Below are 15,550 nucleotides of genomic sequence, written 5' to 3'. Positions count from 1 at the left end.
TATTGTTGCTTTTATATCGGTGATGTTGGGACTCTATATATTCTTTACGACTCGGCTGAACAAAAACATTCAGAGACTGGAAAAATTAATCCGCAAATGCCATAAAATAAGTCATCTACAAAATGATCCTTATAACAAGGATGAGGAGGGGAAAGAGAACAATTGTCTTATGGAGTTCTCTACTCTAGGGCTTCTGATCGTGACGATTTTTACTTCTGATGTTATCATTTACATTTTGCTACTTTATTATTCTACATTCAAGCAGGCGAGATTGTATTTCCAAGTGAAAAAAGAACGCAAAAAAGTTCTTAAAGAATGTCGTGCAGCGGTTGAGTTGTCATGAAAGGGGAAGAGCAATGAAGAAGAATTTCGCATTTGATAAAGAACTACGCTCTTTTTCATTCGAATAAGCGTTTCTTTTAAGCAGAGGTTATAAAAGAATATTCTGCATTTCTGTTATCATTGTGGTTTTAAGATGTATCTTCTATACACCACTCCTAGTAGAGTGGAAGCTAACAGAAGGAGAGGTTAGCGTTATGGCTGTTCTCTTAATTGATGCTGGAAATGCTATCGGGGGTGCTTTTTCTCTTTATACCGGTGATCTTGGTGCTGCGCATTCTGTTGGGGCATCTGTTGAAAAAAACTTCAGCAATTGGAAAAAACAACTTAGCAGCGCGATAAAGCGATGCATAGTCTAAAAGAGATAGGTCTAGAGAACGATAAATCCCAAGAGAGTGAAGTCTGGCTGATAGGGGGAAAAATTAGATGCGATATTATCCATCTTTTTTACTTTAAGTGAGGAGATCTGAGGGGAATGAGTGGTCTTTTAATAGCATTAAGCATATCTTTTAGTTCAGTTCTGATAGTATCTTCTACTTTCATGGTGCTGTTGATTTTAACACTGTATTACTCCGTTATCAAATGTGCGAGGGTGTGTATTGTGGAGTGAAACGAAAATTGAAACGCATGAGAAAAGAGCGTGATAGAGCGCTTGCGCAATTATGAAAGGGGAAGAGACAATGATAAAAACATTATGGGGATTAAGAAGGTGAGTATTAAGTAGACAGGAGAGGAAGAAGAGCGAGAAGAAGTCTATGACGTTTATAATGATGGCGAAGTTCTGACTATGGAAAGTGTGACGGCGCTTGTAAAGAGCTTGGGGTGGTCAGTAGAAATCGAGGGAAAAGGTAATCATTTGGCCACCATCTTCTTACCGGATTGTGAAGTACAATTTCTTTATAATGATGCAATCAGCAAAGATTGTCCGCAATTTGATTGCGGCTTTTTAGTTATGGCCGGTGTTCTTGCCGCTGCTTGCTAGACTATTAATCCTTATAATTCTAAGACCTTACCAACAGTACACTTGAGTTTTGTGGCTAGAGGACTGGAAATTTTTGAAGAGAGAGTGACAGAGGATCGTTTAAAGCAGGTGCTTGATGAAATTTTAGAATGGAAATGCGAAGATTCTCGTCTTCAGGAAATGTTTCGTTCTCAATATAGTGCTCCACCTTGGGAAAAGGACACTGTAGATTGGTCGGCTGATAAAATCAATGGAGCACCTTATGCTCTGCTGCATCTTGCGGCTCTCGCTTTGCTTGGCGATGTGGAGACTTTACGCTCTTATCAAAAGCGCTTTGTAGCAGGAGATCATCTGGGCTTTGATGCATTACTGAATCTGCAACTCTGGACGAAAGCCATCTTGAACGTGCTTTGTTGATGGCAGAAGAGGTGGCTAAAACAGGGCAGCTCAGTTATGCTGTGCTTGAACGGATTGCAGAGAAATTATCCATGAACGTGAATCATTATCGGTATTTCAGAATCAGAGATCTTAACTTGTGCAATAAAAGAGAGCTTATCATAGGAAAGGGGGCAAATGGAAAAAACAGAAATTAAGGGAACAAGGATGCATTGTGTGTGATGAAAAAGTGATGTTCAAAGCCTGAAGGAAAAAGCACTGTCCCGATATTGTTTATATCCAGGATGGGGAATTAAAAATTATGGATTAAGCATTTATTAACTGAGGGTAAACCATTATTGAGGAAAATAAAGGACTCTTTCATATGCAATCAAAAATTTTAAGAAAAATAAAGAATCACAGTAAGATTTTAAAAAAATGCATTGAAAATCATGTGAATGAAGGCAGAAAGAAAAACAGTCAGTGTCCAATTTTTGAGAAAAAGACCGCTCCTTTATTTTCAAAAAAGGCTGATTATTATCTTTTTAGTATTGTAAAATATTGTCTTTTAGAACTTTGATATAAGGCATATACATGCCTCTTAAAAATATAAATGCCGTTTGCATTTGCCTTTAATGTCTCTTGTATTAATCTTTTACGTTAATAAAGTGTGGAAAAAAGCTGAACTCAATATTCATGGCAAAATTTATCCGAGATTTCTATGAAGTGAATCACATAAGTGACCAATAGGTAAAATCTATGCGAAAGAAACCAATTTTATGAAAGATTGATGGGGGTAGGGATCTAATCTTTATGAGGTGAAAAGAAGATTAAGCGAAAACAAAAATGTTATAGAACACAAAAATAATGTATCGCTGATAAAGGAAAAAACAAAAATGAAGCCCCCACTTTATTGGGGACTTATCAATAGCTAACTGTGTAATGTACCAAAATAGTTAGTATTTTCTTTTAAGAACTGCTAGGTGTTCCATTTCCTGATCCTAAAAGGAATATTTGTAAGAAAAACATGAAAAAATCATGTAATAATCCACCTATTATAGAAAATAATTCGTTACTTTTTGTGTATAAATTTTGGCTATCTGTTGTTTTTTCTTCACCATTAACTTGTATTTTTAGTATATCCAATTTATCCAATGTGTTACCTACAGGTTTAATAAACTGTAAATCAGTTTTATGAACAGTATAATTAGCAACAACAGGAGAGGGTTGTTTATTGACTATACTATCAGATTCTTGAACTGCAAGGGCTAAACCACTTATTACTGCACTTGCTATAAAAAAATATCTGATATTCATAGTTTTTCTCCTAAGTATTTCTTTCTAAAATAAATATCATAACGGATCATATATAAATTTAATTTAAATAACTATAGTAAAAATGCAACAGTCACAAAAAAGAATATAATTTGTCTACAATTTGACAAAATCTACCCTTAATTGCCTTAATTAATTCTTTCAGAATCTATTTTATAATCTTTTTATGAAGTTTGAGGGGTCCATACGCGTAATTATATAGCAATGCATAACAAAATAGCTACTGGCATGCTCCTAACAACGGAGCGCCTATGAAAGCTAAAAATGTCCTGTGAGAAATGGGGTGCATCCGTATTGAGGGCTTGGATGCACTCCTTCAAGGTGGGGTGCATCCGTATTGAGGGATTTGGATGCACTCCTTCAAGGTGGGGTGCATCCGTATTGAGGGATTTGGATGCACTCCTTCAAGGTGGGGTGCATCCGTATTGAGGGTTTGGATGCACTCCTTCAAGGTGGGGTGCATCCGTATTGAGGGCTTGGATGCACTCCTTCAAGGTGGGGTGCATCCGTATTGAGGGATTTGGATGCACTCCTTCAAGGTGGGGTGCATCCGTATTGAGGGATTTGGATGCACTCCTTCAAGGTGGGGTGCATCCGTATTGGGGGATTTGGATGCACGTATTGGGGTTTGAGGGTTGGATGCACTCCTTCAAGGTGGGGTGCATCCGTATTGAGGGTTTGGATGCACTCCTTCAAGGTGGGGTGCATCCGTATTGAGGGCTTGGATGCACTCCTTCAAGGTGGGGTGCATCCGTATTGAGGGCTTGGATGCACTCCTTCAAGGTGGGGTGCATCCGTATTGAGGGCTTGGATGCACTCCTTCAAGGTGGGGTGCATCCGTATTGGGGGCTTGGATGCACTCCTTCAAGGTGGGGTGCATCCGTATTGAGGGCTTCCGTATTGGGGCTGCACTCCTTCAAGGTGGGGTGCATCCGTATTGAGGGATTTGGATGCACTCCTTCAAGGTGGGGGGGTGCATCCGTATTGAGGGCTTGGATGCACTCCTTCAAGGTGGGGTGCATCCGTATTGAGGGCTTGGATGCACTCCTTCAAGGTGGGGTGCATCCGTATTGAGGGATTTGGATGCACTCCTTCAAGGTGGGGTGCATCCGTATTGAGGGATTTGGATGCACTCCTTCAAGGTGGGGTGCATCCGTATTGAGGGCTTGGATGCACTCCTTCAAGGTGGGGTGCATCCGTATTGAGGGATTTGGATGCACTCCTTCAAGGTGGGGTGCATCCGTATTGAGGGTTTGGATGCACTCCTTCAAGGTGGGGTGCATCCGTATTGAGGGATTTGGATGCACCTCATGTGTGTTGAAATACACCTCTTGAAGCATAGTATATTCCCATGCGAAGATGGAAATAGTTAAGGAAATTTGTGTATTTTATGTCCTATAGTGGTTGGTTGTTGCATATATTCTATGAATATTTATCTTGCATCTTTAATATTTGGAATGATTATAAAAAGTGCTGGAAAAATAGCATCATAGCAAAAGAATCTAAAAAATCTATAGTAATTTGGATATTGGAGAACTTCTTTGCGATCTTTTCTTGATTTTGTTTTTTGCACAAGCTTGATAAGTCATGTGCATATAGAATTCTTACTTTTCAAAAAAATTAACATACTAAAACATTATACGGAGCATAAATATTTTAATAACTGTTGTTTTATGTTCAAATTATACAGTTATAGACTTTCTCAAAGTATTGTAGGTACAATAATTTTTCGAAGTGCTATAGACACTAGGAAAGTGTTATAAAAAATCCTTTTATTTTTTACAGAATGCAACTTTGATGAGCGGAATAAGTCTGCAAAGCAGCTCATACATGAAAAAATGATAAGTGTAATGCCATGTATTTGATGCATGAAGATTTAAACAGATAAAGATCTTAAAAACTGCAAATTTTTTAAGATTGGAAGGGAATGTTCTCCGTTAGATGGACGCCGGTGAGGTAGATATCCATAGGATGGATGTTTATGGGGTCAATATTCGTGGGGTGGAGGTTGATAGGATTGGTGCCGATGAAATGAACCAAAGTAGGGGTGGTTCCCAATGAAATTGGTTTGGTATTCTTTACGGTTTTTCAGATTTGTTTCATGCGCTTTGTTGTGTATCTGTCATCTATGGATGATGTTGTGTGTTGTTCAATCTTTTATTGATTGTAGAATTGGTTGGTGTGTGATGTTTTAACCTACAGCTTTCTTCCCCGATGCTTTCGGGGTGGGGATGACGGATCTTTTTTTTATATCAAGTGTGTTTTATCGCAGAAAATGCTTTTTACAGAAAATTAGCGGATTTAAACAAGTAAATCTTAATGAAAAATACTGCTATCAAGTTTGTTGGCTTCAGTAATAGGATAGGCATGATTCCAGTAATAGATAGGGTAGATATCTTTATGGAGGCGATGCTTAAAATAAACTTTGAAATTAAACTGAAAACCTTTCTTTCCGTAAAAAGAGAAGCGGTATTTTGTGCGATTTTTTCAAGTTAAAGCATAGCGGGATTTAAGCGAAAGCGTTTTTTTTGATTCCCATAGGCACAAGATTTGTTGAAACATATGATGGTTAGAGAAGGAAAAGGCGCAGAGGAAGAAGAGGAGGAAAGGGTAGGAGAAGGGAGAGGTGCAGGAGAAGAGGTAAGACCATATGAGGGCATTCTTGGTGGGGCGGCGTTTATTTAAGTGGTATGTTGATGAGGATGGAGAAATAGATTGGAGAGGTGGGGGAGAAGTATGGATGAGTGAAGCAAATTTTCATATGTTTTACTTTTATTCACATTGGCTAACATATTGTTTATAAATGTTTTAATTGGGGTTTTATCAAAAGCGTTTTTCCTGTTTTCTGTGTAATCGTAAAAACGATAAAACGTAAATATGTAAAAGAGGAGGAATAAAAACATGATGCATTATGTGTGTCTCTTAAAGAGGCAATTCAAAGGGAATGTTAAACATGTATAAAGAGTAGAGGTGAAAAGTGGCGTGGTGTGGAGATTCCAAGAGTGGCTAAAAGATTGGCTGGAGAATGGTGCGATTTCTGTGAGATTATCTAATAGGTATGCGTCGATATCTATACTGAGATGCTGGTGAGAGAGAAGAGTATAGCGAAAAGTGTGCTAAAGTGTGAGAGGCTTTTGTGTGGGGCTCTTTCGTGAGGAATGAAGTAGGGGTTTGGAAGAGGGGAGTGAAGAGCAGGCGGAGAAGGAGAGGGAGGATTTTTTATGGGGTGATAGTTTTGCTTGGGTGTTGATGAGGCTTTTGTGTAGGGCTCTTTCGTGAGGAATAAAGTAGGGTTTTGGAAGAGGGGAGTGAAGAGCAGGCGGAGAAGGAGAGGGAGGATTTTTTATGGGGTGATAGTTTTGCTTGGGTGTTGATGAGGCTTTTGTGTAGGGCTCTTTCGTGAGGAATGAAGTAGGGGTTTGGAAGAGGGGAGTGAAGAGCAGGCGGAGAAGGAGAGGGAGGATTTTTTATGGGGTGATAGTTTTGCTTGGGTGTTGATGAGGCTTTTGTGTAGGGCTCTTTCGTGAGGAATAAAGTAGGGTTTTGGAAGAGGGGAGTGAATAGCAGGCGGAGAAGGAGAGGGAGGATTTTTTATGGGGTGATAGTTTTGCTTGGGTGTTGATGAGGCTTTTGTGTGGGGCTCTTTCGTGAGGAATGAAGTAGGGGTTTGGAAGAGGGGAGTGAAGAGCAGGCGGAGAAGGAGAGGGAGGATTTTTTATGGGGTGATAGTTTTGCTTGGGTGTTGATGAGGCTTTTGTGTAGGGCTCTTTCGTGAGGAATGAAGTAGGGGTTTGGAAGAGGGGAGTGAAGAGCAGGCGGAGAAGGAGAGGGAGGATTTTTTATGGGGTGATAGTTTTGCTTGGGTGTTGATGAGGCTTTTGTGTAGGGCTCTTTCGTGAGGAATAAAGTAGGGTTTTGGAAGAGGGGAGTGAATAGCAGGCGGAGAAGGAGAGGGAGGATTTTTTATGGGGTGATAGTTTTGCTTGGGTGTTGATGAGGCTTTTGTGTAGGGCTCTTTCGTGAGGAATGAAGTAGGGGTTTGGAAGAGGGGAGTGAAGAGCAGGCGGAGAAGGAGAGGGAGGATTTTTTATGGGGTGATAGTTTTGCTTGGGTGTTGATGAGGCTTTTGTGTAGGGCTCTTTCGTGAGGAATAAAGTAGGGTTTTGGAAGAGGGGAGTGAATAGCAGGCGGAGAAGGAGAGGGAGGATTTTTTATGGGGTGATAGTTTTGCTTGGGTGTTGATGAGGCTTTTGTGTAGGGCTCTTTCGTGAGGAATAAAGTAGGGTTTTGGAAGAGGGGAGTGAAGAGCAGGCGGAGAAGGAGAGGGAGGATTTTTTATGGGGTGATAGTTTTGCTTGGGTGTTGATGAGGCTTTTGTGTAGGGCTCTTTCGTGAGGAATGAAGTAGGGGTTTGGAAGAGGGGAGTGAAGAGCAGGCGGAGAAGGAGAGGGAGGATTTTTTATGGGGTGATAGCTTTGCTTGGGTGTTGATGAGGGATGGCTGGTGGTGAGGAAGTCCATGTGAGGGGGATTTTGATGGGTGTGGTTTCTGGTTAGGTGCAGGTATGGGAGGAGTAAACGTGCGGAGAAGGAGGGAAAGGGGCAGAGGCTGGAGAGATAGAGAGAGGGAAGAGAGAGGTGTGTGGGAATCATTCAGAGGGTTTACGGTTTGTATATCCCCAGTGAAAAGCGAGCAGCTCTAAACAGTCTCGTAAATGATCAGCAAGAGAGTTTTGTTTGCGTTTTGAGGGGGTTAAGTCTTTAATTGCTTGATCATAGCCAACCACCTTTTCTACAAGGGAATAGCCAAGAATACCAAGCAGAACTTTGACCTTTTGTAAATGATTGGTCGCTTCTATTTGACGTTCAAGAGGGTGTGTATAACTCTGGCTACACTCAACCTTTTCATGTGTGTAGTCAGGGCTCATGTGTAGGTCAGCTTGGCTTTGGCGCCAGTAAACATAAAAACGTTCTGCTGCTCTATATTGTGCTTTGCTGATATGCCCTTTTGTGTATAAAAGCGCAATAGGACGCCCCCGCGCATTGGCAATGGCTTTAACAGTGCGCGGGTTGTTTCCACTTTCTGGGTGGGTTGACTGAAAATAAGGATTGCTTGTTTCAATGAGCACTTCTTGTGTTTTTAAATGGCCAATGTGCGCTTTCTCTTCACGAGGATGGGAAGAGGAAAAAATGTGTGTCTTATTTTTTTGTTCCTCTTGGTCTTTTCTTGTCTCTTGATGTTTCATGTTATCTTATCTCCTTCAAAAATTGTCGTTTTGTTTTATGTTGAAAAAAATCGGATATAAGTTGGTCTTAAGCGTTTGAGGGGGTAAGTTTTGCCCGATATTTCCTTGAGGGGAGGATTGGGGAAGTGCTTGTTGTATTGTTGGGGCTGCCCTTGGTTTTATTTTGGTGGGAGCGCAGAGTACCGATGTTGTATGGGAATTGGTTTTGAAGGCTGTGGTGTTTTGCTGCATTGCTGGAGTGGTGCTTTATTTGGCTGATGAAAGGGTGGCAGGATGGGGTTGTGACGCGTTGTTTGTGGTTATTGAATGGGTTGGTGTTTAGTGCCATTGTGGGAGTGTTCCTTCTTTGTACGCGTGTGGGAGTGGTGTATATGGGGTTGAGCATGCTTTGGTTCTCTGGAGATTTGGGGTTTGGCTTCATTTTTGGATTGACTCTTCCTTTTTCTTATGAAGGAGCTAGGTGTATTCGTATTCTCTGGGCTTGGTTCTTGAAAAGTGATTGGTGCTTGGCTGCATTTTGGGCATTGTTTTTAGTTTTTGTTCTGAAGGGGCGGGGAGTATGGTTATACCGTGGGGCGTATTTTTGAAGGTAGTGCTGTCGTGCTGCATTGTGGGCGTTTTTCTTAGTTTTGTTTATGTGGGATTGAGGAAGTTTGGGGTTACACGAGGAGAGTTCCGGAAGTGGGTGGGGTTTGGATTCATTCTTGCCGCTGTTAATCAATTTGTTTATGCGGAAGCGGAGCGTATTGGTGTGGATTGGCTTTTTGGGCGTTGTTTTTAGTTTTTGGTTCTGAAGGGGCGGGGAGTATGGCTGTACCGTGGGGCGTATTTTTGAAGGTAGTGCTGTCTTGCTGTATTGTTGGAGTGATACTTTTTTTGCTCTTGTGAGGGTGAGGAGTATGGGTTTTTCATGGGCGTTGTTCGTGATGGGGTTGGTGTTTGTTGCATTGTTGGAGCTGTCCTTGGATTGGCGCATGTGGGAGCGAAGCATATGGGGGTTCACTGGTTTTTTATCTCAAATAATGGGGTGATTGCGGGCATTGTTGAATTTGTCCCTTTGTTTGTTCAGGAAGGAATAAAATGTATTGATGTTTTGTGGAGTTGATTTTTGAAACAAGTGGTGTTGGTTGGGCATTCAAGATAACGCCTTGGAGTGAGGGGGTGTTCAGAGGAACAGCGATAGCGGTAGGTTTTGGAGTCAAACCAAAGACCAATTTTGCCTTCAAAATCTCCGGAACGTTGTTTTGCTATATTCATAATAACGCCAGGGCGTTTGGCTAATTCTGCTTTTTCTTCCCTGAGTGATGCGGCAAAGATTTTGTCTTCTAACAGTCGATTGCGCCAAATGGTGATGATATTAAAGGCATTTGCGCCAATTTCTGAGGCACCCTTAATATCTTCTGTACCGGGGATATCTTTCTCCAGTCCTCCTTTACGGGCATGGGCAACAAGATGAATATGTACCGCGTTTAAAACAGCCCAATCAACCATTTTGTAAACGGCTTGTTCTTGTCCCGCATAGTCATCGGAGGAGATTCCTAGCCGCATCAGACTGTCGATGATAAATTGATCACAACCATAGCGTGCGCGGCAATAGTCAAACACATCTAGCAATGTGTCGACGCTTGATTTGCCAACATGCTCATAAAGCAGCAGTCCTTCGTCTAAAAAATGCAGAATCCGCTCAATCATCTCTGTTGTTGGTTGTTCCACGCCTCCCGTTTGTTTGGTTAAACGGCGTAGCGATTGTTCTCCTTTCATTTCTAGCGAGGCTAAGCAAAGGCGGCTATTTTGGGAAATCCAGTGGGGAATACAGTCTGATAACAGTTGGCTTTTCCCAGCACCACTCGTACCGCTCCAGAGTGTTAATTCTGCTGGACGAAAATACAACTTTCCATTGAGTTTAGGATAGGGAACCGTGTAACCAAGATGCTGTTTAGGGGTTGGCCAAAACAATCCTATCACTTGATCTTTATAGTCTGAGGCGTGCCGTAATCCTTCTGGTGCAAAGCTTTTAGCGGAGGAAAAGGCGGCTTTTATGATGGTGGCATCAACACCAGCAGTTAAGCAGTCATTGGCATCCTTACGGGGCAAGCGGACACGGTAGCAACGGTGGCGACCAAGCCTGCTGGCAATTTCACGTGCTGCTTCTTCACCTGGTTTGTCCATATCGGTGGCTAAAAAAATCGTTTCAAAAGCCTCTAAATGATCAAATTCATTTTCAATCCAGTTGTGTTTTCCTCCACTACCGCCGCCAAAGGGTACTGAAACTGCCGGATATCCATAGGCCGCTAACGAAAGCGCATCAATTTCTCCTTCAGTGATGACAAGGGTACGTTTTGTCGAGGGAAAAGCCCGCTGTATGGTGGCGTGGGCGTGGTCTATGGTGGCGTGGGCGTGGTCTGTGGTGGTGTGAGCGTGGTCTATGGTGGCGTGGGCGTGGTCTGTGGTGGCGCGGGCGTGGTCTGTGGTGGCGTGGGCGTGGTCTATGGTGGCGTGGGCGTGGTCTGTGGTGGTGTGAGCGTGGTCTGTGGTGGCGTGGGCGTGGTCTATGGTGGCGCGGGCGTGGTCTGTGGTGGCGTGGGCGTGGTCTATGGTGGCGCGGGCGTGGTCTGTGGTGGCGTGGGCGTGGTCTATGGTGGCGCGGGCGTGGTCTGTGGTGGCGTGGGTGTGGTCTATGGTGGTGCGGGGTTGGTCTATGGTGGTGCGGGGTTGGTCTATGGTGGTGTGAGCGTGGTCTGTGGTGGTGCGGGGTTGGTCTATGGTGGTGTGAGCGTGGTCTGTGGTGGTGCGGGGTTGGTCTATGGTGGTGTGAGCGTGGTCTGTGGTGGCGTGGGCGTGGTCTGTGGTGGCGCGGGGTTGGTCTATGGTGGCGTGGGTGTGGTCTATGGTGGCGTGGGCGTGGTCTGTGGGGTAAAGAGCTTGCCAGCCAAACAAAATTGGTTCACACTGTGCCGCTGTCGGTTTTGCTTTTGCATCTGCTTGTGCCAGCCGTTCTTTTACTAAAGCAAGGGTGCCATCTGGCTTATAAAAGGGAAAAATAATCTTATTTCCCTCTTCCCCTATCCGGTAACGCTTTAAAATTTCAAGAGGAATACAGCGTTCTTTGTTGAGATAAGTTTTTACCAAATTTTGCGGTATGTTCCCTTTTGGAGCTGGGGGACGCCGGTAGGAGCGATGGGGTGCCATAAAGGGTTTGGGACGTGTAAGATTGAAGAAGGCACGCGCTTCCTCTAAGGCTTGAGAGAGGCTTATCCCTTTGACTGCACACCAAAGGTCTAAAAGGTCACCGCCGTTGCCTTCCGCAAAATCATACCAAAGCCCCGCTTTATCACCACTCAAGCACACCGATAAACTTTGACCCGCTTCACCACGTATGCTCCCTACAATCCAATCATTGCCACGTTGGTACCCTTTTGGCAGAAGCGTTTCCGCTATCACTCTCGCTTGAGAGATAAGCTTCTGTTTGATTTCAAAAATTGTGCTCATATTCATCCCTGTGGTTGTGGTTAGGATTTTTTGGAGAGTGAGAAGAAAAAACACTCAGTCCTTTTGAAACTGCTGCAGCGATGCCTGCTTGCTAACCTCTGGTAAAGATGGTGCCCTTTGAGGGTCGTTGTGCGGCTTTTGGTTTTGCTGTTGGAGTGCGTTGGTTTTTCTCGGGAACTGTCTGAGCTTGGCATATGCAGTGGGTGGAGTTTTGTGTGTTTGCCGATGAGGCGGAGATGTGCTTTGTGTTCATGTGCATACCTGTGGTTGTGGTTAGGATTTTTTGGAGAGTGAGAAGAAAAAACACTCAGTCCTTTTGAAACTGCTGCAGCGATGCCTGCTTGCTAACCTCTGGTAAAGATGGTGCCCTTTGAGGGTCGTTGTGCGGCTTTTGGTTTTGCTGTTGGAGTGCGTTGGTTTTTCTCGGGAACTGTCTGAGCTTGGCATATGCAGTGGGTGGAGTTTTGTGTGTTTGCCGATGAGGCGGAGATGTGCTTTGTGTTCATGTGCATACCTGTGGTTGTGGTTAGGATTTTTTGGAGAGTGAGAAGAAAAAACACTCAGTCCTTTTGAAACTGCTGCAGCGATGCCTGCTTGCTAACCTCTGGTAAAGATGGTGCCCTTTGAGGGTCGTTGTGCGGCTTTTGGTTTTGCTGTTGGAGTGCGTTGGTTTTTCTCGGGAACTGTCTGAGCTTGGCATATGCAGTGGGTGGAGTTTTGTGTGTTTGCCGATGAGGCGGAGATGTGCTTTGTGTTCATGTGCATACCTGTGGTTGTGGTTAGGATTTTTTGGAGAGTGAGAAGAAAAAACACTCAGTCCTTTTGAAACTGCTGCAGCGATGCCTGCTTGCTAACCTCTGGTAAAGATGGTGCCCTTTGAGGGTCGTTGTGCGGCTTTTGGTTTTGCTGTTGGAGTGCGTTGGTTTTTCTCGGGAACTGTCTGAGCTTGGCATATGCAGTGGGTGGAGTTTTGTGTGTTTGCCGATGAGGCGGAGATGTGCTTTGTGTTCATGTGCATACCTGTGGTTGTGGTTAGGATTTTTTGGAGAGTGAGAAGAAAAAACACTCAGTCCTTTTGAAACTGCTGCAGCGATGCCTGCTTGCTAACCTCTGGTAAAGATGGTGCCCTTTGAGGGTCGTTGTGCGGCTTTTGGTTTTGCTGTTGGAGTGCGTTGGTTTTTCTCGGGAACTGTCTGAGCTTGGCATATGCAGTGGGTGGAGTTTTGTGTGTTTGCCGATGAGGCGGAGATGTGCTTTGTGTTCATGTGCATACCTGTGGTTGTGGTTAGGATTTTTTGGAGAGTGAGAAGAAAAAACACTCAGTCCTTTTGAAACTGCTGCAGCGATGCCTGCTTGCTAACCTCTGGTAAAGATGGTGCCCTTTGAGGGTCGTTGTGCGGCTTTTGGTTTTGCTGTTGGAGTGCGTTGGTTTTTCTCGGGAACTGTCTGAGCTTGGCATATGCAGTGGGTGGAGTTTTGTGTGTTTGCCGATGAGGCGGAGATGTGCTTTGTGTTCATGTGCATACCTGTGGTTGTGGTTAGGATTTTTTGGAGAGTGAGAAGAAAAAACACTCAGTCCTTTTGAAACTGCTGCAGCGATGCCTGCTTGCTAACCTCTGGTAAAGATGGTGCCCTTTGAGGGTCGTTGTGCGGCTTTTGGTTTTGCTGTTGGAGTGCGTTGGTTTTTCTCGGGAACTGTCTGAGCTTGGCATATGCAGTGGGTGGAGTTTTGTGTGTTTGCCGATGAGGCGGAGATGTGCTTTGTGTTCATGTGCATACCTGTGGTTGTGGTTAGGATTTTTTGGAGAGTGAGAAGAAAAAACACTCAGTCCTTTTGAAACTGCTGCAGCGATGCCTGCTTGCTAACCTCTGGTAAAGATGGTGCCCTTTGAGGGTCGTTGTGCGGCTTTTGGTTTTGCTGTTGGAGTGCGTTGGTTTTTCTCGGGAACTGTCTGAGCTTGGCATATGCAGTGGGTGGAGTTTTGTGTGTTTGCCGATGAGGCGGAGATGTGCTTTGTGTTCATGTGCATACCTGTGGTTATGGTTAGGATTTTCAGTAAAAAGTTTCAGTGTTGCTGTATTGTAAGCCTAAGATTCTAGAGTTCTTGAGGGGATGCTCAGTCTTTCTTGATGTTCTTTTATCTGCTTAAATTTTAGGGTGTGGCTGATTGCATTATGGGTAGTTTTATTTCAAAAATTGTGCTCATGGTCATTTCGTCTGGTAGTTGATGAGGGTTTTGTAAAGGTTGTCAATGTCGCTGTATTGTGGGTCTACGATTTTGCGATTTTTTGGGGAGTGAGAAGAAAAAACACTCAGTCTTTCTTGATGTTCTTTTATCCGTTCAATCTCACGGCGAAACCAGTTGCGCCATGTCGCTTGCCAATCGACTTTAAGTGCCTCTTTGCCACTTTTGGCATGCCAATAATCGCGAAATTTCTTTTCTTGCCAATGCGCTTGCTCTTCACTCAGTCCTTCTGAAACTGCTGCAGCGATGTCTGCTTGCCAATCTTTGGAAAGGCGGTGCCCTTTGAAGGCCGTTCCTTTGAGGGTCGTTGTGCGGCTTTTGGTTTTGCTGTTGGAGTGCGTTGGTTTTTCTCGGGAACTGTCTGAGCTTGGCGTGCAGTGGGTGGAGTTTTCTGTGTTTGCCGATGAGGCGGAGATGTGCTCTGTGTTCATGTGCGGGATGCATGAATTTTGGGGGATTGCACTTGCACCAGTAGGGTTTTCTGTTTTCCTATGAGAACAGAGCAAATTTTCTCCCTCCTCGTTAATGCTGGGGGTGTCTTTTACGTTTTCACTAAAAGTTGGAGCAGAATTCCCATGCTCTTGTTTGCAAAAGAGGTGCGGCGAAGATTTCTTGGGGGTGGGAGAAAAACAGAAATTTGCTGCTGTTGCTTCTTGTGATTTTTCCTCCTGTGTCTTGGCTAAGAAAAAATTCTTTTCTGAAACACCGTGAGGTGTTTCCTTTTCTTCTCCCTTCTGAGATTCTGAGCTTTGTTTATCATCTCTTATACTCTCGTTTAGCAGTTGTTGAACTTTGGCATTGATTTTCTTGCGTTTTTGTGCCGAAGAACGACCCGCAAGGGATTTCTGTTCAAGCAATTTTGCTCGCTCGTGAAACACATTTTCGCAGCGCTTATTCCATAAACCATTCGCTAAATTTAAAATTTTTCCTTCCTCTATCAGCATTTCTAAAACATTTACAAAAGTTCGCTTGTCACAACCACAAAGACGCGCTAAACGTTCTACCGATAATTCTAGAGGACGACCTCGTGCGTACATTTCGTTGAGAAGAATCGTATAAATTCCAATCTCATGTGCACGCATCCCGCGAACACCACCTAGAAAATCATTCTGATACCAACAAACATAAGGAAGCCTAGACGATTCATAGTGTGGAGTTTCTTGTTGATTGGCGTGTTGCATACTTCAATCCACTTTCTTATTTCTTATATATTTCCATTCATAACAAAAGCGAAAACAATGTTTTTGGTAGGCGTTGATGTTTCATTAAAGTTTATACGCTCGAGTGAAGCTTTCGGTTTTGTCCCATTTTGTCTGTTAGAGGACGTGCTCTTTCAAAAGAGCTTTATGGATTCTAACAGATGATTCTTGCATTTTCAGGTGCATGCAACCCTACAGTTTGAGATTGTATAGATGACAAAAGATAAAGGGTACAATATTTGAGACGCATGAGCTTTCGGGAGGCGCCTTTTGCAGCCTTTGGGGTAGTAAAATGTTCGTTTAACTCGGAAATGCGCTTTTGTCCCCCCTTTAAAAAGTAAAATTTGTTTTCTTTAATTCT

The 15,550-nt window shown here is 43.6% G+C and carries 11 protein-coding genes; 7 read left to right on the top strand and 4 right to left on the bottom strand.

The features are described 5' to 3' along the window. Positions 1 to 536 precede the first annotated feature (536 nt). From V4P57_RS07235 to V4P57_RS07225, 3 genes are all read left to right on the top strand, one after another. Positions 537 to 698 carry a hypothetical protein gene (locus tag V4P57_RS07235; RefSeq protein WP_455465882.1) on the top strand — a complete coding sequence of 54 codons (162 nt, stop codon included), beginning with the start codon at positions 537 to 539 and terminating at the stop codon, positions 696 to 698. A 428-nt stretch (positions 699 to 1,126) separates the two neighbouring features. Next, a complete protein-coding gene (locus tag V4P57_RS07230; protein ID WP_455465881.1) occupies positions 1,127 to 1,321 on the top strand; it encodes a hypothetical protein in 195 nt (64 codons plus the stop codon). 84 nt (positions 1,322 to 1,405) lie between these two features. Then, positions 1,406 to 1,717: a DUF6990 domain-containing protein gene (locus V4P57_RS07225; protein WP_455465880.1), complete on the top strand. Its 312-nt coding sequence runs from the start codon at positions 1,406 to 1,408 to the stop codon at positions 1,715 to 1,717. Between the two features lie 927 nt (positions 1,718 to 2,644). Here the strand turns inward: V4P57_RS07225 and V4P57_RS07220 are convergent. Next, positions 2,645 to 2,992, bottom strand: coding sequence for a hypothetical protein (locus V4P57_RS07220; protein WP_455465879.1), 348 nt, complete (start codon positions 2,990 to 2,992; stop codon positions 2,645 to 2,647). Positions 2,993 to 5,563: 2,571 nt separating this feature from the next. Here V4P57_RS07220 and V4P57_RS07215 point away from each other — a divergent pair. Next, a complete protein-coding gene (locus V4P57_RS07215) occupies positions 5,564 to 5,695 on the top strand; it encodes a hypothetical protein (RefSeq protein ID WP_455465878.1) in 132 nt (43 codons plus the stop codon). A 1,963-nt stretch (positions 5,696 to 7,658) separates the two neighbouring features. Here the strand turns inward: V4P57_RS07215 and V4P57_RS07210 are convergent. Continuing rightward, the gene (locus V4P57_RS07210; protein WP_455465877.1) at positions 7,659 to 8,255 is read right to left on the bottom strand and encodes a hypothetical protein; all 597 of its coding nucleotides are present in this window, start codon (positions 8,253 to 8,255) and stop codon (positions 7,659 to 7,661) included. Between the two features lie 166 nt (positions 8,256 to 8,421). Between V4P57_RS07210 and V4P57_RS07205 the strand changes: the two genes are divergently transcribed. The 3 genes from V4P57_RS07205 (at position 8,422) to V4P57_RS07195 (ending at position 9,360) form a co-directional block, all read left to right on the top strand. Further along, a complete protein-coding gene (locus V4P57_RS07205; RefSeq protein WP_455465876.1) occupies positions 8,422 to 8,577 on the top strand; it encodes a hypothetical protein in 156 nt (51 codons plus the stop codon). Between the two features lie 237 nt (positions 8,578 to 8,814). Beyond that, positions 8,815 to 9,036, top strand: a complete 222-nt coding sequence (locus tag V4P57_RS07200; protein ID WP_455465875.1) for a hypothetical protein — start codon at positions 8,815 to 8,817, stop codon at positions 9,034 to 9,036. A gap of 129 nt (positions 9,037 to 9,165) precedes the next feature. After that, positions 9,166 to 9,360, top strand: a complete 195-nt coding sequence (locus tag V4P57_RS07195; RefSeq protein WP_455465874.1) for a hypothetical protein — start codon at positions 9,166 to 9,168, stop codon at positions 9,358 to 9,360. On the opposite strand, the gene V4P57_RS07190 is transcribed toward V4P57_RS07195, so the two are convergent. Next, the gene (locus V4P57_RS07190) at positions 9,321 to 11,744 is read right to left on the bottom strand and encodes a toprim domain-containing protein (protein ID WP_455465873.1); all 2,424 of its coding nucleotides are present in this window, start codon (positions 11,742 to 11,744) and stop codon (positions 9,321 to 9,323) included. The genes V4P57_RS07195 and V4P57_RS07190 overlap by 40 nt on opposite strands. A gap of 2,209 nt (positions 11,745 to 13,953) precedes the next feature. Beyond that, the gene (locus V4P57_RS07185) at positions 13,954 to 15,171 is read right to left on the bottom strand and encodes a YdaU family protein (protein WP_455465872.1); all 1,218 of its coding nucleotides are present in this window, start codon (positions 15,169 to 15,171) and stop codon (positions 13,954 to 13,956) included. Between the last annotated feature and the right edge of the window lie 379 nt (positions 15,172 to 15,550).

The organism is Bartonella sp. B39 (genome assembly GCF_053795145.1).
Note: the sequence above shows the minus strand (reverse complement) of the source record. Positions and strands in the feature narration are given on the sequence as shown.